The organism is Chryseobacterium sp. GM_Chr_2, from assembly GCF_026540445.1.
Classification (GTDB): Bacteria; Bacteroidota; Bacteroidia; order Flavobacteriales; family Weeksellaceae; genus Chryseobacterium.
Genome location: NZ_JALNUD010000005.1, coordinates 35621 through 61630, shown reverse-complemented (window position 1 = coordinate 61630; position 26010 = coordinate 35621). Strand labels below are relative to the sequence as shown.

Annotated in this window: 24 protein-coding genes and 4 tRNA genes; 20 read left to right on the top strand and 8 right to left on the bottom strand. The window is 33.9% G+C overall.

Translation table 11 applies throughout. The features are described 5' to 3' along the window. Positions 1–256: 256 nt before the first annotated feature. The 3 genes from OXQ85_RS09625 (at position 257) to OXQ85_RS09615 (ending at position 3831) form a co-directional block, all read left to right on the top strand. Positions 257–847 carry a DUF1572 domain-containing protein gene (locus tag OXQ85_RS09625; RefSeq protein ID WP_267403988.1) on the top strand — a complete coding sequence of 197 codons (591 nt, stop codon included), beginning with the start codon at positions 257–259 and terminating at the stop codon, positions 845–847. Positions 848–914: 67 nt separating this feature from the next. Further along, positions 915–2261, top strand: coding sequence for a tRNA (N(6)-L-threonylcarbamoyladenosine(37)-C(2))-methylthiotransferase MtaB (mtaB, locus tag OXQ85_RS09620; RefSeq protein WP_267403986.1), 1347 nt, complete (start codon positions 915–917; stop codon positions 2259–2261). A 52-nt stretch (positions 2262–2313) separates the two neighbouring features. Beyond that, positions 2314–3831, top strand: coding sequence for an FMN-binding glutamate synthase family protein (locus OXQ85_RS09615; RefSeq protein ID WP_267403984.1), 1518 nt, complete (start codon positions 2314–2316; stop codon positions 3829–3831). Between the two features lie 84 nt (positions 3832–3915). Here the strand turns inward: OXQ85_RS09615 and OXQ85_RS09610 are convergent, their stop codons facing one another. Next, entirely contained in the window at positions 3916–4686 is a 771-nt protein-coding gene (locus OXQ85_RS09610; RefSeq protein WP_267403982.1) for a hypothetical protein, read from the bottom strand. A gap of 55 nt (positions 4687–4741) precedes the next feature. On the opposite strand from OXQ85_RS09610, the gene OXQ85_RS09605 reads away from it, so the two are divergent. Then, a complete protein-coding gene (locus OXQ85_RS09605; protein ID WP_267403980.1) occupies positions 4742–5179 on the top strand; it encodes an RNA-binding S4 domain-containing protein in 438 nt (145 codons plus the stop codon). Positions 5180–5197: 18 nt separating this feature from the next. Here the strand turns inward: OXQ85_RS09605 and OXQ85_RS09600 are convergent, their stop codons facing one another. Next, a complete protein-coding gene (locus tag OXQ85_RS09600; RefSeq protein WP_267403978.1) occupies positions 5198–5713 on the bottom strand; it encodes a shikimate kinase in 516 nt (171 codons plus the stop codon). A 114-nt stretch (positions 5714–5827) separates the two neighbouring features. On the opposite strand from OXQ85_RS09600, the gene OXQ85_RS09595 reads away from it, so the two are divergent. The 4 genes from OXQ85_RS09595 to OXQ85_RS09580 all read left to right on the top strand — a co-directional run bounded on the left by OXQ85_RS09595 (position 5828) and on the right by OXQ85_RS09580 (position 6382). Continuing rightward, positions 5828–5900 (top strand) — tRNA-Lys (locus OXQ85_RS09595). 35 nt (positions 5901–5935) lie between these two features. Then, positions 5936–6018: transfer RNA gene (locus OXQ85_RS09590), tRNA-Leu, on the top strand. 74 nt (positions 6019–6092) lie between these two features. After that, positions 6093–6165 (top strand) — tRNA-Lys (locus OXQ85_RS09585). 144 nt (positions 6166–6309) lie between these two features. Beyond that, positions 6310–6382, top strand: a tRNA-Lys gene (locus tag OXQ85_RS09580). 726 nt (positions 6383–7108) lie between these two features. Here OXQ85_RS09580 and panC read toward each other — a convergent pair. After that, the gene (gene panC / locus OXQ85_RS09575) at positions 7109–7957 is read right to left on the bottom strand and encodes a pantoate--beta-alanine ligase (RefSeq protein ID WP_267403976.1); all 849 of its coding nucleotides are present in this window, start codon (positions 7955–7957) and stop codon (positions 7109–7111) included. Positions 7958–8128: 171 nt separating this feature from the next. On the opposite strand from panC, the gene OXQ85_RS09570 reads away from it, so the two are divergent. The 8 genes from OXQ85_RS09570 (at position 8129) to OXQ85_RS09535 (ending at position 18352) form a co-directional block, all read left to right on the top strand. Continuing rightward, entirely contained in the window at positions 8129–8899 is a 771-nt protein-coding gene (locus tag OXQ85_RS09570) for a glycogen/starch synthase (protein ID WP_267403974.1), read from the top strand. A 15-nt stretch (positions 8900–8914) separates the two neighbouring features. Then, on the top strand, positions 8915–10483 hold the full coding sequence (locus OXQ85_RS09565) for a DUF4270 family protein (protein WP_267403972.1): 1569 nt from the start codon (positions 8915–8917) through the stop codon (positions 10481–10483). Positions 10484–10514: 31 nt separating this feature from the next. Then, positions 10515–12368 (top strand): glutamine--fructose-6-phosphate transaminase (isomerizing), encoded by a 1854-nt coding sequence (gene glmS / locus OXQ85_RS09560; RefSeq protein ID WP_267403970.1) that lies wholly within the window; start codon positions 10515–10517, stop codon positions 12366–12368. A 108-nt stretch (positions 12369–12476) separates the two neighbouring features. Further along, positions 12477–13895: a gliding motility lipoprotein GldK gene (gene gldK / locus OXQ85_RS09555; protein WP_267403968.1), complete on the top strand. Its 1419-nt coding sequence runs from the start codon at positions 12477–12479 to the stop codon at positions 13893–13895. Between the two features lie 60 nt (positions 13896–13955). Then, the gene (gldL, locus tag OXQ85_RS09550) at positions 13956–14657 is read left to right on the top strand and encodes a gliding motility protein GldL (RefSeq protein WP_267403966.1); all 702 of its coding nucleotides are present in this window, start codon (positions 13956–13958) and stop codon (positions 14655–14657) included. A gap of 52 nt (positions 14658–14709) precedes the next feature. Then, a complete protein-coding gene (locus tag OXQ85_RS09545; protein ID WP_267403964.1) occupies positions 14710–16302 on the top strand; it encodes a GldM family protein in 1593 nt (530 codons plus the stop codon). Between the two features lie 21 nt (positions 16303–16323). Then, complete coding sequence (gldN, locus tag OXQ85_RS09540) at positions 16324–17262, top strand: gliding motility protein GldN (protein WP_267403962.1); 939 nt, start codon at positions 16324–16326, stop codon at positions 17260–17262. A gap of 55 nt (positions 17263–17317) precedes the next feature. Continuing rightward, positions 17318–18352 carry an FAD-dependent oxidoreductase gene (locus OXQ85_RS09535; protein ID WP_267403960.1) on the top strand — a complete coding sequence of 345 codons (1035 nt, stop codon included), beginning with the start codon at positions 17318–17320 and terminating at the stop codon, positions 18350–18352. A gap of 219 nt (positions 18353–18571) precedes the next feature. Here OXQ85_RS09535 and OXQ85_RS09530 read toward each other — a convergent pair whose 3' ends face one another. Together OXQ85_RS09530 and OXQ85_RS09525 are read right to left on the bottom strand one after the other, a co-directional pair. Then, entirely contained in the window at positions 18572–18922 is a 351-nt protein-coding gene (locus tag OXQ85_RS09530; RefSeq protein WP_267403958.1) for a helix-turn-helix domain-containing protein, read from the bottom strand. Between the two features lie 14 nt (positions 18923–18936). After that, positions 18937–19275 (bottom strand): hypothetical protein, encoded by a 339-nt coding sequence (locus OXQ85_RS09525; protein ID WP_312398434.1) that lies wholly within the window; start codon positions 19273–19275, stop codon positions 18937–18939. Between the two features lie 702 nt (positions 19276–19977). On the opposite strand from OXQ85_RS09525, the gene OXQ85_RS09520 reads away from it, so the two are divergent. After that, positions 19978–21663, top strand: a complete 1686-nt coding sequence (locus OXQ85_RS09520) for a hypothetical protein (protein ID WP_267403955.1) — start codon at positions 19978–19980, stop codon at positions 21661–21663. 56 nt (positions 21664–21719) lie between these two features. After that, complete coding sequence (locus OXQ85_RS09515; protein WP_267403954.1) at positions 21720–21977, top strand: SemiSWEET transporter; 258 nt, start codon at positions 21720–21722, stop codon at positions 21975–21977. A gap of 64 nt (positions 21978–22041) precedes the next feature. On the opposite strand, the gene OXQ85_RS09510 is transcribed toward OXQ85_RS09515, so the two are convergent. The 3 genes from OXQ85_RS09510 to OXQ85_RS09500 form a co-directional block, all read right to left on the bottom strand. Beyond that, complete coding sequence (locus tag OXQ85_RS09510) at positions 22042–22491, bottom strand: META domain-containing protein (RefSeq protein WP_267403952.1); 450 nt, start codon at positions 22489–22491, stop codon at positions 22042–22044. A gap of 25 nt (positions 22492–22516) precedes the next feature. Further along, positions 22517–22828, bottom strand: a complete 312-nt coding sequence (locus OXQ85_RS09505; RefSeq protein WP_267403950.1) for a hypothetical protein — start codon at positions 22826–22828, stop codon at positions 22517–22519. A gap of 302 nt (positions 22829–23130) precedes the next feature. Continuing rightward, the gene (locus OXQ85_RS09500) at positions 23131–24006 is read right to left on the bottom strand and encodes a hypothetical protein (protein WP_267403948.1); all 876 of its coding nucleotides are present in this window, start codon (positions 24004–24006) and stop codon (positions 23131–23133) included. Between the two features lie 344 nt (positions 24007–24350). On the opposite strand from OXQ85_RS09500, the gene OXQ85_RS09495 reads away from it, so the two are divergent. Beyond that, positions 24351–24740 (top strand): hypothetical protein, encoded by a 390-nt coding sequence (locus OXQ85_RS09495; protein ID WP_267403946.1) that lies wholly within the window; start codon positions 24351–24353, stop codon positions 24738–24740. A 150-nt stretch (positions 24741–24890) separates the two neighbouring features. Continuing rightward, positions 24891–25973, top strand: a complete 1083-nt coding sequence (locus OXQ85_RS09490) for an efflux RND transporter periplasmic adaptor subunit (protein WP_267404387.1) — start codon at positions 24891–24893, stop codon at positions 25971–25973. Positions 25974–26010: the final 37 nt, after the last annotated feature.

Here is a 26010-nt window from a genome sequence, read left to right as displayed (position 1 = left end):
CAAAACGTAAACCCTTAAACTCTATAACTCTAAAACTCATCCACGCTCCAACTTTTCCAGGAGCTATTTCCTGCTCTCCGCACTCGCTATTTTCTAATGATTCGGCTCGGGGCGGGCGAAGCCCGCCCCGAGCCGAATCATTAGAAAATGAGCTCAAACAAATGCTGCGATCAGGGCTAGGGAAGTGGTACTTTTTTCATGATTTGTCATTTTATTCTTGTGAAAACATTTAACTTAGATCATCAAATTAAAACTCATGAAAGAACTATTCATCAAACGTTTTGAGTACTATAAAATGCTTGGAGATAAATCATTTGACCAAGTGTCAGATGAACAGATTTTCTGGCAATTCAATGAAGAGAGCAATTCTATTGCAATTATTGTAAAGCATGTTGCGGGAAATATGTTATCGAGATGGACAAATTTTTTAACCGAAGACGGAGAAAAGCCTTGGCGAAATCGCGATGAAGAATTTGTAAATACCTTTAAAACAAAACTAGAAGTTTTAGAATATTGGGAAAAAGGCTGGAAATGTCTTTTCAATGCTTTGAATCAGATAAATGACGAAAATTTATATTCAACGATTTATATCAGAAATGAAGCACATTCGGTAATTGATGCGGTCTTCCGACAACTGGCGCATTATCCTTATCATATCGGACAAATCGTTTACATCGCAAAAATGATGAAAAATGACGATTGGAAAACACTTTCTATTGCAAGAAATAAATCCCAAGAATTTAATTCCGAGATGAAAAATCAATTCTCTGTTCAGGATTTTGATTCAAATTCGTCTCCGGTTTGCTATCAGAATAGCCCCGAAGTGAGGGATGAATTTAATCAATAGATTGAATCAATTTCAAAGTCATATTAAAATTACTATCTTTGCACCCAGAAAAAATAGGAGTATTTCAATGTCAACTTTTCAACGAACTGCCGCATTTCACACCCTTGGCTGCAAATTAAATTTTGCGGAAACATCTACTATTGCCCGTCAATTAACGGATGCCGGTTACGATAAGGTAAGTTTTGATGAAAAGGCGAATGTTTACGTAATCAATACCTGTTCGGTAACAGAAAATGCAGATCGTGAGTGCAAACTTCACGTGAAAAGAGCCATGAAAGCCAATCCAGAAGGGTTGGTGGTCATTGTTGGATGTTATGCACAGCTGAAACCTGAAGAAATTTCACAGATTGACGGAGTTGATTTGGTTCTTGGAGCCAAAGAAAAATTCAATATTCTAAGTTATCTTGATGATTTGGAGAAATCTGAAAGCGAAGGAATTGTTCATTCTTGCGAAATTGAAGAAACCGACTTTTTTATCGGAAGTTATTCTATCGGTGACAGAACCAGAGCTTTTTTGAAAGTTCAGGATGGTTGTGATTACAAATGTACGTATTGTACCATTCCTTTAGCAAGAGGGATTTCTCGTTCAGACACCATCGATAATGTACTGAAAAATGCTACTGAAATTGCAGCCAGAGACATCAAAGAAATAGTTCTTACAGGTGTAAACATCGGTGATTACGGTAAAGGTGAATTCGGAAACAAGAGACACGAACATACTTTTTTAGATTTAATTTCAGAACTAGATCAGGTGGAAGGCATCGAAAGAATTCGTATTTCTTCTATCGAACCGAATCTTTTGAAAGATGAAAGCATCGAACTGGTTTCTAAAAGCAAAAGTTTTGTTCCGCATTTTCATATTCCTTTACAATCAGGAAGTGATGATTTATTGAAAAAAATGAAGCGACGTTATCTGACGAAGCTTTATAATGATAGAGTAAACAAAATCCGTGAGGTAATGCCTCATGCGGCTATTGGTGTAGATGTGATTGTTGGTTTCCCCGGCGAAACAGAAGAAAGATTCATGGAAACGTATAATTTCCTGAATGATCTTCCGATTACCTATCTTCACGTTTTCACCTATTCGGAAAGAGAAAACACGGAAGCTGTAGGAATGGAGGGTGTTGTCCCTATTCCTGAGAGAAAGAAAAGAAATAAAATGCTGAGAATTTTATCTGAAAAGAAAAAAATGGCATTCTATCAAACCCAGCTTGGGAAGACACTTCCTGTGCTTTGGGAGCACGAAAACAAAGACGGCAAAATGTTTGGCTTCACAGAAAACTATGTGAGAGTACAGAAAGATTTTGACGAAGCATCCGTAAATCAAATCGAATTTCTGAATTTAGAAAAAATCCTGTCCGATGGCACGGTTTCTGTGCAATCGTCTTACGAAAGTTTTTTAGCAAAAGCATAGTCTCTTTGCAAAATTTCCACTAAATTTATTTTTAACTTTAAATACTACATTCATGAGAGATAAGTTTTTATCTTGGGGGATTGTATTAGTTATTGCTACATGGGTTGTAGCGATACTAATAAGAGCGCATTATTGGATACCGACGCTGCTATCCGCAATTTACGCATTGGGAGTTTACAACACTTACCAGTCGAAACACGCTATTCTGAGGAACTTTCCGGTGTTGGGATACTTCAGGTATTTTTTCGAAGGGATCTCGCCCGAAATGCAGCAATACTTCATCGAAAGGGAGACCGACGGGAAACCGTTTCCAAGAAATCAGCGTTCTGCAGTATACAGACGTTCTAAAAATTTGAGCGACACGGTACCTTTTGGAACTCAACTTGAAGTTAATCACAGAAAATACGAAGGAATTAAGCATTCTATTTATGCTAAATCTCCCTCAGAAGAACTTCCAAGAGTTTGGGTTGGGGGAGAGCAGTGTACACAGCCTTACCATGCTTCATTGTTCAATATTTCGGCAATGAGTTTTGGGGCGTTGAGCGACAGAGCTCAAATTTCGTTAAATAGAGGGGCTAAAAAAGGAAATTTTTATCATAATACAGGTGAAGGAGGAATTTCTCCACACCATTTGGAAGGTGGAGACCTTTGCTGGCAAATCGGAACAGGATATTTCGGATGTCGTGATGATGAAGGAAAATTTAATCCTGAATTATTCGCAAAATATTCTACACTTCCCAATGTAAAAATGGTTGAAATTAAACTATCTCAAGGTGCAAAGCCAGGTCACGGAGGGGTTTTACCAGGCGTAAAAAATACACCGGAAATTGCAAAAATTCGTCACGTCACACCGGGAATGACCATTATTTCTCCGCCCTCACACACCGCATTTTCTAATGCCGCGGAATTATTAAGATTTGTTCAACATTTAAGAGAACTTTCAGGAGGAAAACCTGTGGGATTTAAACTTTGTATCGGTGATACTAAAGAGTTTGAAGATATATGCGTTCAGATGAATGTCTTGAAAATTTACCCTGATTTTATTACAATCGATGGAGCAGAAGGAGGAACTGGAGCTGCACCGCCAGAATTTTCGGATGGTGTCGGAATGCCTTTAGAGCCAGCCTTGATTTTCGTCAACAGAACATTGAATAATTATAATTTAAGAAATAAATTAAGAGTTATCGCCAGCGGAAAAGTTTTAACAAGCTTGGATATTCTGAGAGCGGTTGCGATGGGTGCCGATATGTGTAATAACGCGAGAGGTTTTATGTTCTCATTAGGCTGTATTCAGGCGTTGAGATGTAATAATAATAAATGTCCGACGGGTGTTGCAACACAAGATAAAATGCTGATTAAAGGACTAGATGTTATGGATAAAGCAGAAAGAGTCTATCATTTTCATAAAAATACGCTTCACACTTGTAATGAATTAATTGCAGCAGCAGGAAAAAGTTCTTATGATGAGGTCGATGCTTCCATGTTTATGAGAGGTGATGAGTTTGATCACTTGGCAGATCTTTATTTCCCGGATATTTTAGGAAATGTAAAGCAGAAAGCTAGATATTAAAAAAAGAAAACCTCAGTTAAAAAAATAAAAAACCACTTCGGGATGAAGTGGTTTTTGTTTTATATGAAGGTTAATGAAATTAGCTTATTTTTCGTCTGTAGGTCTTGCCTCTGTTTTGTACACTTGGAAGTTAAATACAAACGTTCTGTTTCTGAAAGAATAACCGCTGTAGTTGTAATGAGCATCTCTAGCAAAAGCTGCTCTTGAAGGTACGATAATTACACCTTGTAAATTGTAAGGAGCCCCATTAGCCAAATCAAAAGCCTGAAACTTTCTTACAGCTTCCTGAAAACCTTCTATTTCATAATAATTTCTTTGCTTTGCAGCATCAGTAGTTGCTGCGCTCAAAACAGTTTCTTTTACATAATAATACATAGGATCAGTCAACGGAGAACCAGTTTCTTCAAGAGAATTATATCCCGTCATGTTTGTTCCTGAAATAAATGCAATATTCCCATCTGTATTTGCCGCAAGATATGTTTTAGCTCTTGCTAAAATGGTGATCTTGTCATCATTTCCAATTGTTTTACCCGTAACTGGCGGTGTAGAATCATCTGGTTGCGCGCCTTTTCTTACAATATACACAACACCTGAAGATAATTTTACCGGAGCCGGAACCATCGCACTTAATTTTGTCTGATGATCATCAGCAGTATCTGTTGCACTAAATGCTTTTATATTCCCTTGAGCGTCTAAATAGTTTTCATCTAAAAACTTGGTAATAGACTGATCATCATAATCATTTTGTGTTGCAATATCGCTTGGTTCTACGTATGTAGCCGTATCATCATCATCTTTTTTACAAGCAGTGAAGCACAATGATCCTGCAAGGATATATAAAAATATTTTTTTCATTTCAAAAAACTTTAATTACTTTACAAATAATATAACGGCAAAAGTATAAAAAATTATGAGAATAGATAAATTTTTGTGGAGCATTCGCTTTTATAAAACGCGAACCATCGCTGCAGAGGAGATTAAGAAGAACAGGGTTTCTATTGGAGAATCTGCCGTGAAGTCATCTAAAGAGGTAAAAGAAGGGGATACAATCAAGATTCGTAAAAATCAAATTGATTACAAAATAAAAGTTATTCAGATCCCAAAAAGTAGGATAGGAGCCAAGCTGGTTCCGCTTCATATAAAAGATGTGACGGATAGTGAGCAATACGAACTGCTGAAAATGCGAAAAGCTTCGCAAAATTATTACAGAGCGAAAGGAGAGGGTAGACCAACGAAAAGAGATCGCCGTGAGATGGACGATTATATTGGAAATGATGTAGAGTCTGATTTTACAGACTGGGACGATTTTTTCGGTGAAGCAGACGGTGATTCCGAAAGTGAAGACTAATAAACAAAATGAAAAGCTCTAGAGATAGAGCTTTTCTATTATTTCTGTAACGATATCTTCAGGTGTTCGGTTATCTGTGTTAATATTAAACTGAGATTTTCCGTAGAACTGATTTCTTTCAAACAAATGTTTAGCAATAAACTCAGGAAGATCTTCCTCAGAAATCTTTGCAATTAAAGGTCTTTTTTCCTTTTGTTTTGAAAGTCTGTCGGCCAAAGTCATTACCGATGCTTTTAAAAATACACTTTTTGATCCCGTATTAATAATTTCCATATTATTATAGTAAACAGGAGTTCCTCCGCCAAGGCTCAAAATCAGGTTTTCCTCGGTAGCCAGAATTTCTTCCAGCGTTTCTCTTTCCAGCTTTCTAAAGTAGATTTCACCCTTTTTCTCGAAGATTTCAGGAATGGTTAATTTATTTCTTCTGGAAATCTCTTTATCTAGGTCAATTAATTTAAAATTTATTTTTTCGCTTAATATTTTGGAAATGTGAGTTTTGCCACTCCCCATGTATCCGACCAGTGAAATTATCATGAATTTATTTTAAACAAATTTGCGAAAAAGTTTTGAGATAACGAAAAAACTCCTATCTTTGCACCACTAAAAATGAGAGACATTATCACAGTGTTAATCGTTGATTAAGTGGCCGACTCGGTAGCTCAGCTGGTAGAGCAATACACTTTTAATGTATGGGTCCTGGGTTCGAATCCCAGCCGGGTCACTAAAGATAAAATTACTAGATTTTTGTAATTTGTCGCCTGTGTGGTGAAATTGGTAGACACGCCATCTTGAGGGGGTGGTTTCCTAAGGATGTGCTGGTTCGAGTCCAGTCGCAGGCACACAGCAGAAAAAAATAAAATAATTGAATTGATAATTAAAATTTAATTTTATATTTATCATTACAATTGTGGCCGACTCGGTAGCTCAGCTGGTAGAGCAATACACTTTTAATGTATGGGTCCTGGGTTCGAATCCCAGCCGGGTCACAATTATTGAAAAGTAAGTTTTTATTTTATTTTGAATGTTTCTAAATGAAGCTTTTGTTTAAAATAAGTTTTGAAAGTGCAAATTTATTTGTATCTTTGCAGTCTTAAAAACGGAAACGATAAGTTTTCGTGAGTAAAGTGACCGACTCGGTAGCTCAGCTGGTAGAGCAATACACTTTTAATGTATGGGTCCTGGGTTCGAATCCCAGCCGGGTCACAAGTTTACTGAAAAGTAAATTTTTTTCATATTAATATTTTGTGATTTGGTGTTTCAAAGGCTTCCTCAAGAGGCCTTTGATTTTTTTTTATATACATCCTGTATTTCTCCCTTTGTTAAATCTATTCTAAATTTTTTCGGAGCAGTTACAAAACTTGCGGAGTAAATAAAAAGTTTGTATCCATAATGTTTGTCATCCCCGTAGGGATCTAATTATAGTATTAGAAAAAAAGATTAAAACAATTCTTTATTTTTTTGTTTAACGCTATCGATCGCTAAGGCTTTGTATCTCATTACGCCTATTTTCGTTCGCGATGGCGTTCTACTCAGCAAATGATAGCCGTATTTAATTTGCTTAGCTATGAAAATTCAACGCCTTAAACTTTGAGCACAAAGTCCACAAAGTTTTACGATTATGATAACTTTTAAGTTTCACAAAGCCGTTCCACTTATAAAAGGCAAACAAGTATCTATTTTCTCCTCAAGTTTTGAGACTGAACCGATAGACGCTATAAATTTATTGTTGAAAATACTTTAATGTAGTATAAATAGATCATATTAGAGATGTCATCCTGAGCGAAGTCGTAGGATCTCTGCATCATAAATGTAAAATGCTTTAGGTTTAAATTAAAAACAAAAAAAGCATTACTCAAAAAAGTAACGCTTATTTTTTTATTAATTGTAAAAGAATATTTTCAAATCTCAGTCTTAACCTTAGCCTCAACCTTAATCCAAATGCATATTGTCAATCAATCGTACTCCATCTACAATAACTACTATAAAAGCTCTGTAATTTTTACCTTTATAGAAAAAATCAGTCTCTTTTAAAGTTTCTTCATCGGCGATTAGGAAATATTCCAATTGCATTCCTTTTTGATTGTCGAAAACATCCTGAACTTTTTCTTTAATTTCTGAAACAGGATTGATTTTAAACAATTCGTTTACCTTTTTCAATGTTTTGTAAATAACCTTGGAAGCATCTCTTCTGTCTTCATGCAGTCTTTGGTTTCTTGAACTTAATGCTAAACCACTTTCTGCTCTGTAAATAGGAACTCCAATTATTTTTATGGGAAGTTTTTTCTTTTCAACCATTTTTTTGATGATAGCCAACTGCTGGAAATCTTTTTCGCCAAAATAAGCATTGTCTGGCTTTACCTGTCGGAAAAGCTCTTCTACAACGGTTCCTACGCCATCAAAATGCCCTGGTCGCGATTTTCCTTCCATTTCATTTTCTAATCCATCGAAATCATAATGCTGGCTTTCTGCTTTTTCAGGATAAATATCCACCACTTCAGGAATATAAACTGCATCTACCAAACCAGAGTTTTCCAGAATCAAAATATCTCTGTTGATGTCTCTCGGATACTTTTCCAGGTCTTCCGGATTGTTAAATTGAGTTGGATTAACAAAAATTGATGATATCACCAGATCATTGTCTGCCCGTGCTGCTTCATATAGTGATAAATGACCATTATGCAATGCTCCCATGGTGGGTGCAAAGCCTATTCTTTTACCCATTTCTTTCTGTCTTTCAATGAAATCCTGAAGAGTTTTCTTATTTTTTAAAACTTCCATAGTTTATTTTAATAGTATTTCAAAAATACTAAAAATATCATATAATAAGGTGTGGTTTTAATAATTTGAATCAGGGAATTTTCGTAAAAAAATGTTAATTAAAATAATGTTGGATGTTTTTTTGTAATTTTGCACATTAAAGCAATTTTACAAAAATTTAGATAGAAGTTTATGCCGAATCAAAAAATACTGTATATTACTACAGAGATGTATCCATATCAAGAGGACACGAACATGGCTACAGTGGTAAACAAAATGGCACTTAAGATGCACCAAGAAGGCAATGATGTAAGAGTTTTTATGCCAAGATTTGGACAAATAAGTGAAAGAAAATTCCAGCTTCACGAGGTTATCCGTCTTTCTGGGATGAATATTATTATTAATGATCTAGATCAGCCTTTAATTATTAAAGTAGCGTCGCTTCCGGGGGAAAGACTTCAGGTTTATTTTATTGATAACGAAGAATATTTCAAAAGAAAACAGCAGTATTTCGAAGATGACGGGACTGCCTTTGATGATAACGACGAGAGAGCAATCTTCTTCGCAAGAGGCGTTATCGAAACCATCAAAAAACTAAATTGGGTTCCGGATATCATTCACCTAAATGGTTGGATGGCTTCTTTCATGCCTATTTATCTTAAAACGTATTACGAATCTGATACATATTTCAAAGATGCTAAAATCGTTCTTTCTTTATACAATGAGAAAGATGCTGCTTTGAGTGCAAATGTGGAGGAAAAATTGAAATTTGATAATATTTCTGGCCTTAAAGCGTTAGATAAACCAAGCTTTCAAAGTTTTGTAATTGAAAGTATGAACTATGTAGACGCTGTAGTGAAGGGTGATGAGTTCCTGAATGAAGAACTAGACAAGGCTTTTAATGAAACTGCAACTGAGAAATCTGAATACTTGGATGTAGATTCTATAAATAAACTATATTAAAAAAACACATTTTTAATGACTTATACTATTAAAAGAACTTTCGCCATCCTTTTCTTGGCGATTTTTGGAAGTGCGTTGCTTTATAATTGCGAACCGGATGCGGATTCTTTAGGAGAACAGTTGTTTTTAGGTGATGCCGCACAAGGAAAAGAGATCCCTTTTGACCTTATAGGATATAATATAGATAATCTTGATAGTATTCAGAGTGATGCTTCAAAATTAACTTCTGCGGTACTTGGAGCTTTTGACGAAACTCAATTTGGTATGCAGAAAGCTTCTTATCTTACGCAGGTAAGACTTCCTTCTTATGCTCCGGATTTCGGAACAAATGCTAAAGTAGACTCTGTGGTTTTGGTCATTAAACCAACTTACGCTTCAGATTCTGTTACCACTACAACCAACGAAGATTTTGTATATAAAGATGCAACAGGCGATATTGCTGCTAAAAAAGTGGTAAACACTTATCCTATTAATAAATATGGTAAGGCTAAAAAAACAATGACGCTTAAAGTACATGAAGTTACACAATTCCTTGACGGATATTCGGATAAAGTAAGTTCTAAAAAAGAATATGATTATGATTCTAGCAATGAACTTGGTTCAAAAGTTCTTGACGGAAATGTAAATTTAGTTACCATTACTAAAGATTCAGATGCTTCTTCAATTTATACTTCGTCTGCGGCGGGAATCAGAGTGAAATTAGACTCAGCTTTCTTCCAGAATAAAATTATTGCTAAAAAAGGACAGACTGAGCTAAGTGATGTTTCCAATTTTATCAGATATTTTAAAGGATTAAGAATTTCTGTGGCAGAAAATGACGGTTATTTAATGAACTTCGGTCCTAACGATCTTGAATTGGTAATGTACTACAAGAATGATAAAACTGAAAACGGTACCACTACAAGACCTCAGACAACCTATACATTTGCTGTAGGATCTGGAAATACACATATCGGAAGCTATAAATATGACAGAACAGGAACTCCTTATGATGCTGCAATGAAAATTATTAATGAAGGAACGGGAGATAGAAGATTATATACTCAAGGTATGGGAGGTGCTTCTATTGGAGTTAAATTCTCACAAAGTTCAATAGATTCATTAAAACAAATGTATAAAACAAATAAAGCAGCGATTATCAGTGCTAAAATTAGAATTTATACAGATAAACAAGATTGGACTAACAAATATTATAAGCCAACTTCATTTACTATCTTACAGAAAGTAAAAGATGGAACTACAACAACTTCTACATTTACTACAGACTTAACAGCTATTGCAGGATCTAATAATTTCTCTCTTTACAGAGGGTATGATTTAGATAAAAATCCGTCATACTATGACTTTACTGTAACTAGGTCTCTTAAAGATATTGTAGAAGATGATGCAGTAACTTATGATGTTTATTCTAAAAAATATTATAGAATTGATTTAGGTACTTTCTTACAAACCTCTACAGGAACACTTGCCGGTCAGCAGTATAGCTCAAGAGCGTATGACAGAAGCAGAGCTGTTTTCATAGGATCAGATGCAAGTGATAAAGTCAACAGAATTAAGGTGAGAGTTACCTACGGGACAAAATAATTTAAAAAAACTAAAAAACACGAGATAAAATATGTGCGGAATAGTAGGATATACAGGTTTTCAAGATGCTTACGATATCGTAATCAACGGTCTTAGAAGATTGGAATACAGAGGGTATGACAGTGCCGGAATCGTTCTTGAAAATGGAAATAATAAACTTGAAGTTGAAAAGACCAAAGGGAAAGTAGATGATCTTGTAAATATTTCGAGCCAGCTAAAAGGGGTTGCGAAAATAGGTATGGGACACACTCGTTGGGCTACTCACGGAGTTCCTAGTGATAGAAATTCTCACCCGCATTTGTCTAACAACGGAAAAATTGCATTGGTGCATAATGGTATTATTGAAAATTATGATACCATTAAAACCATGCTTAAGGATAAAGGTTTTACTTTTAAATCTGAAACAGATACGGAAGTTTTGGTAAATCTTGTACAGTATTTTATGGATTTAAATGCTGAAACAGACTTTCCGACAGCTGTAAGATATGCCTTGAATGAAGTATATGGTGCGTATGCGATTACTGTAATGCACGAAGATTTCCCTGGCGAATTAGTTGTTGCTAGATTGGGATCTCCTTTAGCAATTGGTCTTGGCGATAAAGAATATTTCATCGCTTCAGATGCTTCTCCGTTTGTAGAATTTACGAAAGAAGCGATCTATTTAGAAGAAGGTCACATGGCAACAATCTCTTTAGAAAAAGGGGTTGACATTCGTACCATTAACGATAACTCTAAAATTGAGCCAGAAATTCAAGAGCTTAAGTTGAGTTTGGAGCAGATTGAAAAAGGAGGTTATGAACATTTCATGCTAAAAGAAATTTTCGAACAGCCAAAATCTGTACACGATACCATGAGAGGTAGACTTATTGTAGATGAGGGTGTTATTAAAATGGCAGGGATTTGGGATCATATCGAGAAATTCAAAAACGCCAACAGAATCATTATCATTGCTTGCGGAACTTCTTGGCATGCAGGTCTTATCGGAGAATATCTGATTGAGGAATATGCAAGAATTCCGGTTGAAGTAGAGTATGCTTCTGAATTCAGATATAGAAATCCTATTATTACAGATAAAGATGTTGTAATCGCGATCTCTCAATCTGGAGAAACTGCTGATACAATGGCTGCTTTAAAACTGGCTAAAGAAAAAGGAGCATTTATCTACGGTATTTGTAACGTGGTAGATTCATCTATCGCAAGAATTACAGATGCTGGTTCTTATACTCACGCAGGTCCTGAGATCGGGGTGGCTTCTACCAAAGCTTTCACTGCTCAGCTTACCATTCTTACGCTAATTGCATTTAAATTAGGTAAACACAATGGTAACTTAGGAAATGCAGAATTCATGAGCTTAATTTCTGAATTGGATGCTATTCCAAGAAGAATTGAGGAAGTTTTAAGCACCACTCATGAATTAACTCAAAATATTGCAAAAGACTTCGTAAATGCTACCAATTTCCTTTATTTAGGAAGAGGATACAACTATCCGGCGGCATTAGAAGGTGCATTAAAGCTTAAAGAAATCTCTTATATTCATGCTGAAGGATATCCGGCTGCAGAAATGAAGCACGGTCCTATCGCTTTAATTGATGAAAACATGCCAATCGTTATCATTGCTCCAAAGAAAGGGCATTATGATAAGATTGTAAGCAACGTTCAGGAAATTAAAGCCAGAAAAGGAAAAATAATTGCTGTTGTAAATAAAGGAGACACGCAGGTAAGTGAAATGGCAGACTACGTAATCGAGATTCCTGAGACATCAGAATGCTTCTCACCAATCGTAGCATCAGTGCCTTTACAGTTGTTGGCATACTACATCGCTGTTTACAGAGGTGCAAATGTTGATCAACCAAGAAACCTTGCGAAATCTGTAACTGTGGAATAAAAGTTTATTTGAAATAAAATAAATTTAGATTTCTCACGTTATTTCAAAAAAAATCTTAAAAGTTTCTTAAAAAAATTATATATTTACGGCTTAATTATAAAAATTAACATGAAAAGGATATTTCTTTTATTATTGTCTGCGTCGGTAGCGTCGGTATCTTGTTCAGGTGGTGGTAGCTCTTCTGTGGGAAAACCAGGAACAAAAGGAGAATTGATACCAAGAGAAAAAACAAAATCATTTGTTGCAGAAAGACCTTTCGGTATGGTTGCAATCCCTGCAGGATCCTTTATTGCAGGTTTAGCTGATCAGGATCCTACAAATACTCCTGAAAAGGCGGGATTGAAAACAGTTACTGTTTCTGCTTTCTTTATGGATGAAGCTGAGACTACTAATGCTGAGTACAGAGTATTCATTAATTACGTAAGAGATTCTATTGCTAGAACTCTACTTGCTGAAGCTGCCGGAGAAGGTGGTGAAGGTGGTGGAAGAGGTACCGGAATCGGTGATTATGCATACCTTGCGAAAAAAGAAGATAATTTAACACCATATCAAGAATATTTAGAGGGACAAGGAGGTAGAGAAGACGGAGAGTACGATGCTAGCAAAAAACTAGATTGGAAAATCCCTTTGCACTGGAGTACTTCAAAATATCCTGATGTAGAATATGCAGAAATATTAGAATCTATGTATTTACCTGCATCTTCTAGAATTGGTAATGAAAGAATCCTTGATGTTAGTAAGTTGAAATATACTTACAGATGGGGAGATATGGGAGCTGCAATTGCTGATAACGAAAGAGGTGCAAACTACCTTAAGAGTGAAAGCATTGCTATCTATCCAGATACAACTGTTTGGGTAAAAGATTTCCACTTCGCTTATAATGAGCCATTATTTGAACAATATTTTTGGCACAAAGCTTACAAAGATTATCCTGTAGTAGGGGTAACTTGGGACCAAGCAAGAGCTTATTGTAACTTCAGAACAAAATTAAAATCTGATTACAACGAAAGCTTAAAAAGAAAAAAACAAAGACCTTTAATTTTCAGACTTCCTACAGAATTTGAATGGGAATACGCTGCAAGAGGTGGTATGCAGAATGCAACTTACCCTTGGGGTGGTCCTTATTTAATGGATGACAGAGGTTGTTACTTAGCGAACTTCAAACCGAAGAGAGGTAACTACATGGAAGACGAGAAAAAAGGGACTTATACATATACAGCTCCAGTAAAGAAATTTAAGAAAAATGGATATGGGTTATTTGATATGGCTGGAAACGTTTCTGAATGGACTGAATCTGCGTATAACAACTCTTCATACGGGTTCTCTTCTACATTAAATCCTTCTACTAAAGACAGAATTGATAACAAAAAATCTGTAAGAGGTGGATCTTGGAAAGACGTAGGCTATATGCTTATGACAGGTGCAAGAGACTGGGAAAGAAAAGATTCTGCTAGAAGTTATATCGGATTTAGAACGGTACAGGATATTCCTGAGGCTGCTGTAAAACCTAGAACTATCAAAAGATAACACATTATTTTTCGGCTAATTATTTTTATTAAAATTTAACATTAAAAAAAACTAACGTATATGTTTAAGACTAAAGATGCGTGGATGAATTTCTTCTATTCATTCGGTGCTGCAATTGTAATTCTTGGAGCTTGGCTTAAAATTACTCACATTACTCTGGGACCAATTAATGGTAACATTGCCCTTACTGTAGGACTTATTACAGAAGCTATCATCTTCATCATTTTCGCATTCGACCCTCCGAAAACAGAAGAGTCTTATGCATGGGAAAATGTTTATCCAGAATTATTAGATAAGCATGCAAACCCAAACCCTTTACACTCAAACGTTACTTCTCCAAAAGGAGCTAACCTTACGAATCAATTTGCAGAATTAGAAAACTCTCTTTCTACTAAATTGGATAAAATGTTGGAAGATGCTAAACTTGATGTTCAGTTATTTGAAAGATTAAGAACTGGTATCGACAAGTTTTCTAGCTCTGTAGATCAAATTAATCAAACTGTAGATGTTTCTGCTTCTACTCATAAGTATAACGATCAGTTGAACAAAGCTGCTACTCACATGGAAAGCATGAATGCTCTTTATGCTATGCAATTAGAAAGTGGTAAGAAACAATCTGAGTTTGCTAATAAATATGTTGCAGATATGCAAAAATCTGCAGAACAATCTGAAAAATTCAATCAAGAGTTACAAGGTTTAACATCTAACTTAAACAACTTAAACAGAGTTTATGGTGGTATGTTAACTGCTATGAAGTCTTAATCCCCAAACCATTCATAATTTAACTACTTAATCAAAAAAACAAAAAGAAAGAATGGCAGCAGGAAAACAGACACCTCGTCAGAAGATGATCAACCTAATGTATTTGGTGTTCATCGCGATGATGGCCCTAAATATTGATGCAGAAATCATCAGATCATACTATGACTCAACAAAGGCGCTTAATGAGACAAGAACTTTAACGGAGAGAAAAAACGAAAAAATCTTCGAAAGAACTCTTGAGGCTAAAGCTCAGCAAGTTCCGGATACTTATGCTCAACCTTGGGAAAAGTATAAGCAATTAAAAGGAAAAATTGATGTTTTAGTGAAGTCTGCTGATGATATTAAAACTACGCTTAAAAAGCAATCAGAATTTCATGATAAAGATCCTAAAACAGGAAAAGATCTTGATGTAAGTGAAAACTTTGCTGCTCTTAACAACAATGAGGCAACAATGGCTTACTTCTTCAAAGAAGGAGATGAAAATGCACCATCAAAAGGAGCTTTAGATTTAAAAGCAAAAATTGATGATGTTAGAAATTTTATTAACTCTGCATTTGGAAATAACCCTCAATTGCAGGATCTTGTAGATAGAGCAAACAAATCTATCATTGCTGAATATCCTAAAGGAAAATCTCCTAACGGTAAGACATGGTTTCAGAATAAATTCTATCACCAACCACTTATCGCTGCGATTTCAAACTTAGAAATTATTCAGAATGATGCAAGAAACGTACAATCTGATGCCTTAGCATTGTTACTACAAGAGAAAGTAGATGCAAGTATCAAATTTACAAGCTACGAGCCAATTGTTTCTGGTCCTACAGATATTCAGGCTGGTAAGCAGGCTGAAGTAAAAGTAATGTTAGGTACTTACTCTAATAGCAATAAGATCAGCATTTCTGGAGTTAGCAAGCAAGAAAATGGTAAAGGTATCATTCCTATTTCTGGAGCTGGTATCGGAGAACATAAATTGAGTGGAACTATTACGTTAACGGACGCTACTGGTAAACCTCAATCTTTCCCTTGGACGCATACTTATAATGTAATTGCAGGACCAAGAGAAGTAAAACTTGAAAAAGGATTATTACTTTCTGCTGATAAGATGAACGTAATGTATAGAGGTCTTGAGAACCCTGTATCTGGTTCAATCTTAGGTGCTGATAATTCTAAATTATCACTATCTGCTCCTGGTGCTACTGTAAGAAATACTGGAGCTGGAAAATGGATTGTAAAACCATCTACCGGAAATACTGTTAAGTTAACATTATCAGGTGTAGATCCTTACGGAAAATCTGTATCTCAAGTATTTGAATATAGAATTAAGAATGTACCACCTCCACAAGGTCAGATGAGAGGACAGAATGTATTGTCTATGCCGGCAACTTCTATTCCTAACCAATCTGTTCAGGCAGCTATTCCTGATTTCGACTTCCCGGTATCTTTCACTGTAACTCAGTTTATGGTTAGAGTTCCTGGTAAAGCAGCATTATTAATTAAAGGTAGTTCTTTAGATGATGCAGCTGGATTAGTGAGAGGTTTAAGAACTGGAGATGTGGTTTCTATCTTTGATATTAAAGCTACAGCTCAAGGTTTAGACGGACAAGTAATCAAAAACATTACTCCTATATTAATTAACGTTCAATAGGACTAAAATTGTAAATTTATTATGAAAAAATATATTAGCAGCCTTTTAGTATTAGTTTCGGGATTTGCTTTTTCCCAAACTATTCTGAACGCTTCTTCTCCGGAAGAATTCAGAAAGATGAGAGAGGAAAACAAGCAGAAAGTAGGAGATACTGTTGTTGATAAAACAGTGAAGCCTTTAGAATATGGCTTCGTTGATGATAAAGATATCTTAAAAAGTATGTTTGTTTGGGAAATTATCGATATGAATGATAAGATTAACCAACCTTTCTATTATGATAATCCGGATGGTTTATTGTCTACTCAGACAAGATCATTATATCAGCTTTTATTGGATGCTGCTTTAAGCGGAAAAATTGAGCAGGTTTATAACGATGAAAACTTTGTAGATAGATTATCTGCAGAAGGTATTCAGAAAAGATTGGAGAAAGTAGTTATCAATGATGCTGCGATTGATATTCTTAACTCTGGAAGACAATTAACCGATGCAGAGAAAAAACAATATACCGACGTTTATAAGACAACAACTGATAAAGTAAAAGTTCTTAAAATCATGGGTATGTGGTTTATCGATAAGAGAGACGGACAAATGAAATACAGACCTCTTGGTATTGCTGCTATGGGTCCAGATCCTGCTGTACAAGGGGTAATCGGGCCAGATGGTAAGCCAATTGCAAGTAATGACGAGCTTATTGATTTGTTCTGGATCTATTATCCGAATGCAAGAGATATTCTAGCGAACAACTATGTTTTCAACAGAAAAAACTCTTCAGCTGACCTTTCTTTTGATGATTTAATTAATGCAAGAAGATTTTCTTCTATCATTTACAAATCTTCAAGCGGGCTAGGAGATGGAATTATTAAAGATTATATTCCTAAAAATGCTGATGAGCAATTAGAAGAAAGCGATAGAATTAAAGAGCAGATTCTAGAAATGGAAAATGATATGTGGAATTACTAAGATTTCACTTGATATTTATAGAAAACCTGAGTATTTTTACTCAGGTTTTTTTATTATGAGAAATGTAGATTATATAATCGTAGGAGACGGATATGCAGGGCTTTTTTTTGCACATCAACTGATTAAAAATAACAAATCGTTTGTTCTGTTTTCAGAAGGTAAAAAGAGTGCTTCTCAGGTATCGGCGGGAATTATCAATCCGGTAGTTTTAAAGAAATTTACTACTTTTTGGTTAGCTCAGGAACAGATTAATTTCTTAAAAGAAACATTGAAAGAAATTGAAGCGTATACAGGACAAAATTATTTAATAGATACTCCTATTCACAGAATTTTTCATGATGAAAATGAAAAGAATTTATGGCTTAAAAAATCAGAAAAAGAAGAGTTAATTAATTTTCTTGATCAAAAATTTGATCGTTTAAATATAGTAAAAAATGATTTTCTCTCCGGAAAGGTAAATCAGTCTGCCAGACTTGATGTTAATGGATTTTTTAATGGTTTATTTAAGTTTTTAGAAAACAAAGGCAATTTAATTAAAGAAAAATTCAATTATTCCGAAATTAATGTTGTTGAATCATCTTATCAGGATTTAAAGTTTAAAAATATTATTTTCTGTGAAGGAATGGGAGTGAAAGATAATCCTTATTTTTCTGAAATTCCGGTGAATCCAAATAAAGGACATCATATTAAAGTTGAACTTTCACAACCTCTTTCAGAAAATATTACAATCAAAAAGAAACATTTCCTTTTTCCAACCTATAATGGTCTGTATTTTTATGGCGGAACGTATGATAGAGAACAATTACATGAAAATATTGATGAAACGGCCGTAGAACAGCTTAAAAATGGGTTGTCTGAGTTTTATCCTTATGATTTTAAGATAAGTGAAATTAATTTTGGTTTCAGACCTACAGTGAAAGACAGACGACCAATTGTAGGAAGACATTCAGAGTTTAATAATTTGTACGTTTTCAATGGTTTAGGGGCTAGAGGTATTTTGAATGGCTGTTATTTCACCAAAAGTCTATATGATTGTATTGAAAATAACATTCCGCTTCATCAGGAGATTTCTTTAGAAAGATTTAAATAAAAAAATAGGATGCAAACAGCCAAAAAACAAATTGGGATGAGTATCTGATTCTGGCGTGTTTGCATTCCCTACTTCCACTTAATAATTATATTGTATGATTGTTCATTGGTTTATTTCATATATCTATCGTTTTTAATGGTTAATACTATTTAAAAAACATTTGCACTCACTTTAATATTTTTAAATTTATGTTGATTGTGTTTTTTTAGCTGAGTAGAATTAAATATTAAGCGAATGCAAATGCTTCTGTTTGAAGTGTTTTTTCCATTTTGCCACTGTGTTTCTACTTAATTTAAAATGATTTGCTAATTCTGTGTTATTCAATTCATTTTTTTCTTGATATTCTAAAATTTCCAGTATTGTATTTTTATCGTAAGATCTATGTTTTTGGTTAAATTCTACCGTTTTTTTATCCTGTATTCCAAAAATGATATTATTGAGTTTTATTACGTCAAGCATTGATATTTCTTCCTTACTAAGGATATTGTTGCACTCTTGTTTTTTATTAGGATGGTCTCTGTTAATGATATCATTATAGATCACCCTGTAATTTGGGCATGTTCGCTGCATGATATTCGTATTTCTTAGTTAATTTTTTGTGTATGTTTATCATTTTCCATATCTCGGTATTTCACCGTCCATCGGTGTAATGTCGTTTTCGGAATTCCGTAGCGCTCAATCACTTCATTCATGTTTTTTTCGCCGGAATTAATGAGCTCTACAATAAAATCGATCACCTCTTTTGTGTAAATATTTTTCCTGAATTGAGGTAATGATGTAGATTTTTCTTTCTGACATGTATAAAAATTACTTTGGGGAGAAAATAAAATTAAATGCTGAGAATAAATTCTAAAGAAATCGTATTCCAATAATTTACTCCACTTTAAAAGTAATTCAGTTTCAATGGTTTTAGAATCATACATGTTTTTTATATCCTCTTCGGTGCAAGAAAAAAAATTGCATATTCTGGATATATCTATTTCATATTCTGTGACTCTTTGTTCAATCAAAGCGCCTATATTTATGTTCTTAAACGATTTCATAATAAGTTTTTTGATTTTATGGTAATAATGATTTGGTGTTTTGTTTTTAAAAACGATTTGCTTTTACATTAATGTTGAAACAAATCTATTTAGTAGGAATTAAAAAAGATTAATTTAAGCTGTTAATTGGCGTTAATTAATCAACCACTATTGTACTATATGTGTTAATTGTAAATTTGTAATTTGTTGATTTGTTGGTTTTTATATTTTGTTAAGTGTTAATTCACTCATTGCTTAATATTTTAGCAGTATTAACAAAAAACTGAGCTTATTCTATGGTATTTTAATTCTTTTAAGCTTAGAATTTTCTATCATTTCTAAAATTGTATTTTTTTAATTTCAGCGTCAAAATGATCTCTTGGTAACCTTTTTTACATCTTATTTCTCAGCAATATCATTTTTGTGAGGTTTATACTTGTATGTTTTTATCTGTTAAATATTGAAAATTTTAACTGAAATTTTTCTTTTGATGTGTCTTGTTTTCTTTTTTGTATAATTTTCTTAAATCTTATGTATAGTGCATTTAGAGACGTTTTTTTTATAATTTAGAGTATGCATTACTACCGGATAATATTGCTTTTTGTGCTCTTTTTTATAATGACCTCGTGTCACGCTGAAAAAGATAATAGCTATTTTTATGATATTAATAAAGAACTTTCAGAGGTTAGTGATAATCAAGAAGTAATTTCTAATATATATAAGCGAGAATTAGAAAAATATAAACATACTCATGAGTTAAAATATCTTTTAAGCAGCAAATTTGTACTCACTTTTAAGGAGCCTGATGAAAAGTCTAAAAAAGTATCTCTCATCTATGAATTGTTAAGAATAAATGATGACGACTATGAGTTTATTACAGCATTTTGTAAACTTTCTTTAGCGCTGGAATTTGAAAATACTTCTCCCAAATTAAGTTTACAGTTTCTTAATGAGGCGATTAAAATGGAAGAAGGAACTTCTGAAAAAGTTTTACTTCCACATTTATATCATGCGAAAGGCAGATGGTATTTTCAACATGAAAATTATTCTCTTGCAAAAATTTATTTTTATAAAGCACTTAAAACTTTTAGAAAAGAAGATAAAATTTATTTAGCTTCTATGTATAATAATTTTTCTTTGTGTGATAATAAGCTTGGGAACATAGATTTAGCGATTCAACAAACTTGGTATGCAATTCGGATTTTGGAATCTAAGAAAGATTTGAATGCTGAAGAAATACTGCAAATCTATATGATGATTGGAAATGTAGGAGTCTATTATCTGGAAAAAAAAGACTATAAAAATGCAGAGAAGTATATGGGTAAAAAGCTTGATTTTTATAAATACAAAAAAAAATTTGAAGATAATGCTATTAAAAATGCGGGTCAACTATTAAGCGTATATGCAATTACTCAGCAAAAAAATAAAGAAGAAGAATTAATAAAGTATTTGATTTCAATAGAACCTGAAGTAAAAAAGACATATATGAAAATATATGTTTATGAAGTACTGCAAAAGTATTATTCTGACAAGAATGATTTGCAGAAATTAAAGTTTGTCTCCCGAAAACTTCTAGAGCTGAATAATGAAAGTAATAAAGAAACGATGAAAGATATGGATAATGTATCTGATATTTTGAACGGATATATTATTAAAAATATTAACCAAGAATATGACTATAAAATTGAAAATCAAAAAAGGAAAAATATTTTATTGATCGTTTTGGTTATCATTATAATAGGAATTTTTATAAAGGCTATTTTAGATATAAGAAGAAAAAATAAGGAAGAAAGAGAACTTTTAGAAGGTTTGAAAAACGAATTGGAAACCAATAATGTAACTCTTGAAAAAAATATACAGGAAAAACAGGATAAGATTAAAAATCTTCGTCTTAATCTCAATCTGAAAATTGAAAATGAAAAGGCTTTTCTGGAGAATCTTAAAAAAATCCGAAGATCAAAAAATTTAGACGCTGGTGAAACTGTGCGTAATTTATTTTTTCAGATGAATAATCTCGTTCAGATGGATGAAAAAAATCATGAGTTGATGTATGAAAGTTCTTTGGAAAACAGGGAATTTATCAAAATTATATCAGATAAATTTCCTCAATTGTCTGAACAGGAATTAAAATTATGTGTCTATTTCAGACTCAATTTATCATCGAAAGAAGTTTCATTATTAGAGAATATCACTCCGGGAAGCGTAAGGGTGTATAAAACAAAAATTAAAGCCAAAATGCAGCTTACAAAAGAACAGGATTTATATACATTTTTAAATTCAATAAAATAATTCTTATAATTTAATCTTGGAACGAAATTTATTGTATCTAATAGTAAAATTAGATAATGAATGAAAATGTTTTAGGAATTATTGCCGGAATTTTTACTTCCGTAGCAATGTTGCCGCAGCTTATTAAAGTGATAAAAGAAAAAAATGCAGAAGATTTATCTTCAATAATGTTGATTGTTCTTATTACAGGGCTTTCTTTATGGGTTTGGTATGGCTTTATTAAAGATGAGCTTCCGATTATTTTATCCAATGCGTTTGCTGTGATTTTGAATATTACTTTGCTTACCTGTTGCTTTATTTTTAAGAAAAAATAAATTGTTGAACACGAAAAAAGTGCTTATAGAAATAAGCACTCGATTTATAATATTTCAATTGTTTTTATTGAAGAACAAATTTCGCTAAAGGAGCCATTCTTGCTTTATTTAAAGTCAATGTATTGCCGTTTACCGAATAATTATCAGCAGATAATAATGCTTTTACGAAAAATTGTTCTGTTTCCAGATCTTCACAAGCAATCATTGTAGACATTCCCTGATTAAATTTTATTCTCATTATTTCAGGCTTTATTTCGAAAGTTCCACCAACACCGTTGCAGCTTCCGTTTCCCTCGTATCTCATATCAGCCATATTTAGCTTAAAATGAGGATTCGATTTTGGATCTTTCAAAGCAATCGGTTTCCCGTTAATCTCAGTAAGTTTCCATACTTTTCCGGTAATATCATTGTTTCCCTGAGTGGGCGGAGTAGGAGTGCTGGGTTTGCTCACACAAGATGCAGTGAAAAATAAGATTAGAATGAAGGAACCTAAATAATAACGTAAACTTTTCATATTTGTTTAATTTTAATTGTTAAAATCAGTAGGAAGCCATTTTTGTGCCAGATTGTCCTTTGCCGTTTTCCTTGGTTCGGAAAAGTACCATGTCATAATTTTTCTTTGTGAAAGTGATGTTTCCTCTGATATTTGAATATTGATATTCGGCATTAGATGCAGTATATTCAGGCAATTCATCGCTTTTTTTCAATTCGTATGTTTTGCCGTCAAGATGTACAATAGCTGTATTTTGAGTAGTGTTGATTGTTACTTCAATTTTTTCTCCCACATTATCTGTGTAGATATTTTTTATGATGTCGTCATTAGTGACGGCGGGTGCGTTAACCGTTAGCATTTCTGCTTCTTTGGGTGAGTTTTTACACGCTGCCACGGAGAAGGCGACGAGTCCCAAAGCGACGGATAGTAATACTTTTTTCATAGTGATAAGTGATTAAGTGATTCATAAAATATTTGATGTTAATGAGTTATAAAAATACAACTTTTTTTATTAATAAATGTTAATTTTATATAAAATGGCTGAATGTCAGTATTTTGTAAATCACTATTTTCCGTGATAACATTTAGTTGTTAAATCCAAAAAAAGAGCACTTTTGCACTCTTTAATTTTTTATTTTGTCATATAAGTTTTCAGGATATTTACGGAGCCGTAACCTGATCGATGGTGAAAAATGCCTTCGTTGTACTACATGTTCCTCCCGGACAAGTGGTTGCATTTCCTGCGCTTGCTGGTGAAGAAGATCCCATCATATAATACAGTTTATAGAAAGTTTTGTCGGTTTGGCTATTGGTAGTCCATGAGTAAAGACGTTGCTCCGGCATTCCTCCTGCATACGTTTCAGGATCGCCCCAATAGGGATTGGTAGAGCCTGTTTGAATTCTTGCGCCGGTGGTAGCATCAATTAAACTTGCAGATGATGTTGCATTATCGCCCGCCCAAGCATTTGGTGGTAATCTCAACTGGTTTTGCTGGTAACCTCCTGCACCGCCCCAAAGATAGTGCCCGTTGGAAATAATTTCTACATTTCCTGTGCTATTATTCCTGATTTGTAGATTAACCTGTGAAAATGCAGAACTTTCAGGAATGAAAGTTCGTACAGAAAATTTTCCGTCGGGAGTTGTAATTTGTAGTGCATACCCGGCTCTTCCGTTGTCTGTGGTTGCTACCAAAGGTCCCATTACGGCAATACTTTCAACATGAGCGAGATTTGTATTTCCTCCGCCACCGCTTCCCGAAGAGGTATTAAAAACTCTCCATTCGGTTCCATTCCAAAAATAATATCCGGGATTTAGAACAGGCCCGGTGTTATAAACTAAAAGTCCTGTAGCATTTGGATTTCCGCTGAGCTGCATGGTTGCAGACGTAAGGCTTATCCTTGGCCCAAGTATTCCTTTGTTAGTAGATGAAATGTCTAAAATGGCAGACGGATTAGGATTTGATGTGTTGATTCCCACTTGTGCGTAGAAAAAAGCTGACGACAGAAGTAGGCCAGCCATGAGTAATTCGTTTTTCATAGTTATTATAATATTTCATTATCGGTTAGTTTTTAGTTTTTAAGTTTTTTGGCTGATAACAAAATTAATATTTAATTTAATAAATCATGTAAATTTTTCATTACAGTTTGAAATATGATTGTAAATGTTAATTAATTTTTAAAATTTAATATGATAAATTCATTATTAATATGTCTTTTATTAACTTAATGTAATGAACTTGTATGCTTTGAAATATTGATATTTTTGAGGTTGTTTTATTGAAAGGATTATTAAAATTCATTTCAGCTAATTTAAAGAAGAGTTAAATTTTGTTAATCCATTATGATTGTATGTAAATCAAAATGTACATTTGTCCCTTCAAAATGAGAACGTATATCACATATTTTTTGACAGCACTTTTTCTGCTTTTCGTAGTGGAAAGTAAGATCAATGTCAAAACATTGCGAAATGACTATACCAGTCATACGTCTCACATGCCTAAGAGAACCAATCGTTTAAATCAAACGTGCGAAAAATTGTCTATTCAGCAAGTTCAGGATGATGCAGGAAGTGCTTATTCGTTAGAGCTTAACGAAGATGATTTTCAGCTTTCAGATACCTTGCAGACCATTATTGTTTTTGCAAGCGTTTTCAGTTTGGTTTATATTTTCGGTTTAGAAGCAAAAAAACAGTTGAAACCTGCCATACATGGCTTTCTATCTCAATTTTCCACTGTTAAAAGATTCATTCTGATCCGTTCTATCAGAATTTAAAAACTCATTTTTCCGATTAATTTTCTGCTATTATCTGGCAGAGAACGTTATGCGTTGTGTTTGCTGGTAATCATCACATCGTAAGACTCATTATTACCATTTTTTCCTTTAAAAAAATAACGATTTAAATATAAAACTCTAGAAATTATGATGAAAAGAGTTGTCTCAAGCATTATGCTAAGTGCCCTCTTATTGGTTGTTAGCTGTAACAACAAGAAAGAAGAAAAAGAAGAAGCTACAATTTATCCGGTTACTACACCCGTGAAGATGGATACGGTAATTGATAAAGAATTCGTAGCTCAGATCCGGTCTGTAAAGAACATCGAAGTTCGTGCACAGGAAAAAGGTTTTCTTGAAAAAATCTATGTAGATGAAGGTCAGTATGTTCATCAAGGTCAGACCTTATTTAGAATTATGCCTCAGTTGTATCAGGCAGAATTATTAAAAGCCAAAGCTGAAGTAGAGCAGGCTACGATTGAATTAAGAAACGCAAGTACATTGGCCAACAACAATATTGTCTCTAAAAACGAAAGAGCAATGGCAAAGGCTAAATTAGATGCAGCCAACGCAGAAGCAAAACTGGCTCAGATTCATTTGTCTTTTACAGATATTAAAGCTCCGTTTTCGGGAATTATTAACAGATTACCTTTAAGATTAGGTAGTTTGGTAGATGAAGGAGATTTGCTGACTTCCCTTTCTGATAACACCAATATGTATACTTATTTCAATGTTTCAGAGCCGGAATACATTAATTATCAGACGAATGTTGCTACAAGAGGTAGCCAGAACGTTAATTTGATTATGGCAAACGGAGATACTTTCCCTCAAAGTGGCGAAATTCAAACCATTACAGGAGAATTCGATAATGAAACAGGAAATATCGCCTTCAGAGCTAAATTTCCAAATCCAGATAAACTCTTGAGAAATGGACAAACCGGAAAGGTAAGAATGACGTTGCCATTGAAAAATGCTTTAATCATTCCTCAAAAAGCAACCTACGAAATTCAGGATCAGAAATATGTTTTTGTAGTGGATAATAAAGGTGTTGTGAAGTCCAGAAATATTAAAGTGGCTTATGAACTTCCTGACGTTTATGTTGTGGGATACGGCTTGTCTACAGGCGATAAGATCTTGTTAGAAGGAGTTCAGAAAGTGAAAGACGATCAAAAGGTTCAGGTGAAAGCACAAGATCCTAAGAAAGTTCTTCAGTCACTAAAATTAAAAGCAGAGTAAAGAATATACGATAATTGATAAAGGATGATTGTGCATT

Bases quoted from the DNA above. Each gene is read 5' to 3' on its own strand.
- OXQ85_RS09530 (WP_267403958.1), bottom strand. From the start codon at position 18,922: ATGCAGCGAACATGCCCAAATTACAGGGTGATCTATAATGATATCATT.
- OXQ85_RS09545 (WP_267403964.1), top strand. From the start codon at position 14,710: ATGGCAGCAGGAAAACAGACACCTCGTCAGAAGATGATCAACCTAATG.
- OXQ85_RS09625 (WP_267403988.1), top strand. From the start codon at position 257: ATGAAAGAACTATTCATCAAACGTTTTGAGTACTATAAAATGCTTGGA.
- OXQ85_RS09500 (WP_267403948.1), bottom strand. From the start codon at position 24,006: ATGAAAAACGAATTACTCATGGCTGGCCTACTTCTGTCGTCAGCTTTT.
- OXQ85_RS09490 (WP_267404387.1), top strand. From the start codon at position 24,891: ATGAAAAGAGTTGTCTCAAGCATTATGCTAAGTGCCCTCTTATTGGTT.
- mtaB (WP_267403986.1), top strand. From the start codon at position 915: ATGTCAACTTTTCAACGAACTGCCGCATTTCACACCCTTGGCTGCAAA.
- OXQ85_RS09605 (WP_267403980.1), top strand. From the start codon at position 4,742: ATGAGAATAGATAAATTTTTGTGGAGCATTCGCTTTTATAAAACGCGA.
- OXQ85_RS09565 (WP_267403972.1), top strand. From the start codon at position 8,915: ATGACTTATACTATTAAAAGAACTTTCGCCATCCTTTTCTTGGCGATT.
- panC (WP_267403976.1), bottom strand. From the start codon at position 7,957: ATGGAAGTTTTAAAAAATAAGAAAACTCTTCAGGATTTCATTGAAAGA.
- OXQ85_RS09600 (WP_267403978.1), bottom strand. From the start codon at position 5,713: ATGATAATTTCACTGGTCGGATACATGGGGAGTGGCAAAACTCACATT.
- glmS (WP_267403970.1), top strand. From the start codon at position 10,515: ATGTGCGGAATAGTAGGATATACAGGTTTTCAAGATGCTTACGATATC.
- OXQ85_RS09570 (WP_267403974.1), top strand. From the start codon at position 8,129: ATGCCGAATCAAAAAATACTGTATATTACTACAGAGATGTATCCATAT.
- OXQ85_RS09610 (WP_267403982.1), bottom strand. From the start codon at position 4,686: ATGAAAAAAATATTTTTATATATCCTTGCAGGATCATTGTGCTTCACT.
- gldL (WP_267403966.1), top strand. From the start codon at position 13,956: ATGTTTAAGACTAAAGATGCGTGGATGAATTTCTTCTATTCATTCGGT.
- OXQ85_RS09515 (WP_267403954.1), top strand. From the start codon at position 21,720: ATGAATGAAAATGTTTTAGGAATTATTGCCGGAATTTTTACTTCCGTA.
- OXQ85_RS09525 (WP_312398434.1), bottom strand. From the start codon at position 19,275: ATGTATGATTCTAAAACCATTGAAACTGAATTACTTTTAAAGTGGAGT.
- OXQ85_RS09535 (WP_267403960.1), top strand. From the start codon at position 17,318: ATGAGAAATGTAGATTATATAATCGTAGGAGACGGATATGCAGGGCTT.
- gldK (WP_267403968.1), top strand. From the start codon at position 12,477: ATGAAAAGGATATTTCTTTTATTATTGTCTGCGTCGGTAGCGTCGGTA.
- OXQ85_RS09510 (WP_267403952.1), bottom strand. From the start codon at position 22,491: ATGAAAAGTTTACGTTATTATTTAGGTTCCTTCATTCTAATCTTATTT.
- gldN (WP_267403962.1), top strand. From the start codon at position 16,324: ATGAAAAAATATATTAGCAGCCTTTTAGTATTAGTTTCGGGATTTGCT.
- OXQ85_RS09495 (WP_267403946.1), top strand. From the start codon at position 24,351: ATGAGAACGTATATCACATATTTTTTGACAGCACTTTTTCTGCTTTTC.
- OXQ85_RS09615 (WP_267403984.1), top strand. From the start codon at position 2,314: ATGAGAGATAAGTTTTTATCTTGGGGGATTGTATTAGTTATTGCTACA.
- OXQ85_RS09505 (WP_267403950.1), bottom strand. From the start codon at position 22,828: ATGCTAACGGTTAACGCACCCGCCGTCACTAATGACGACATCATAAAA.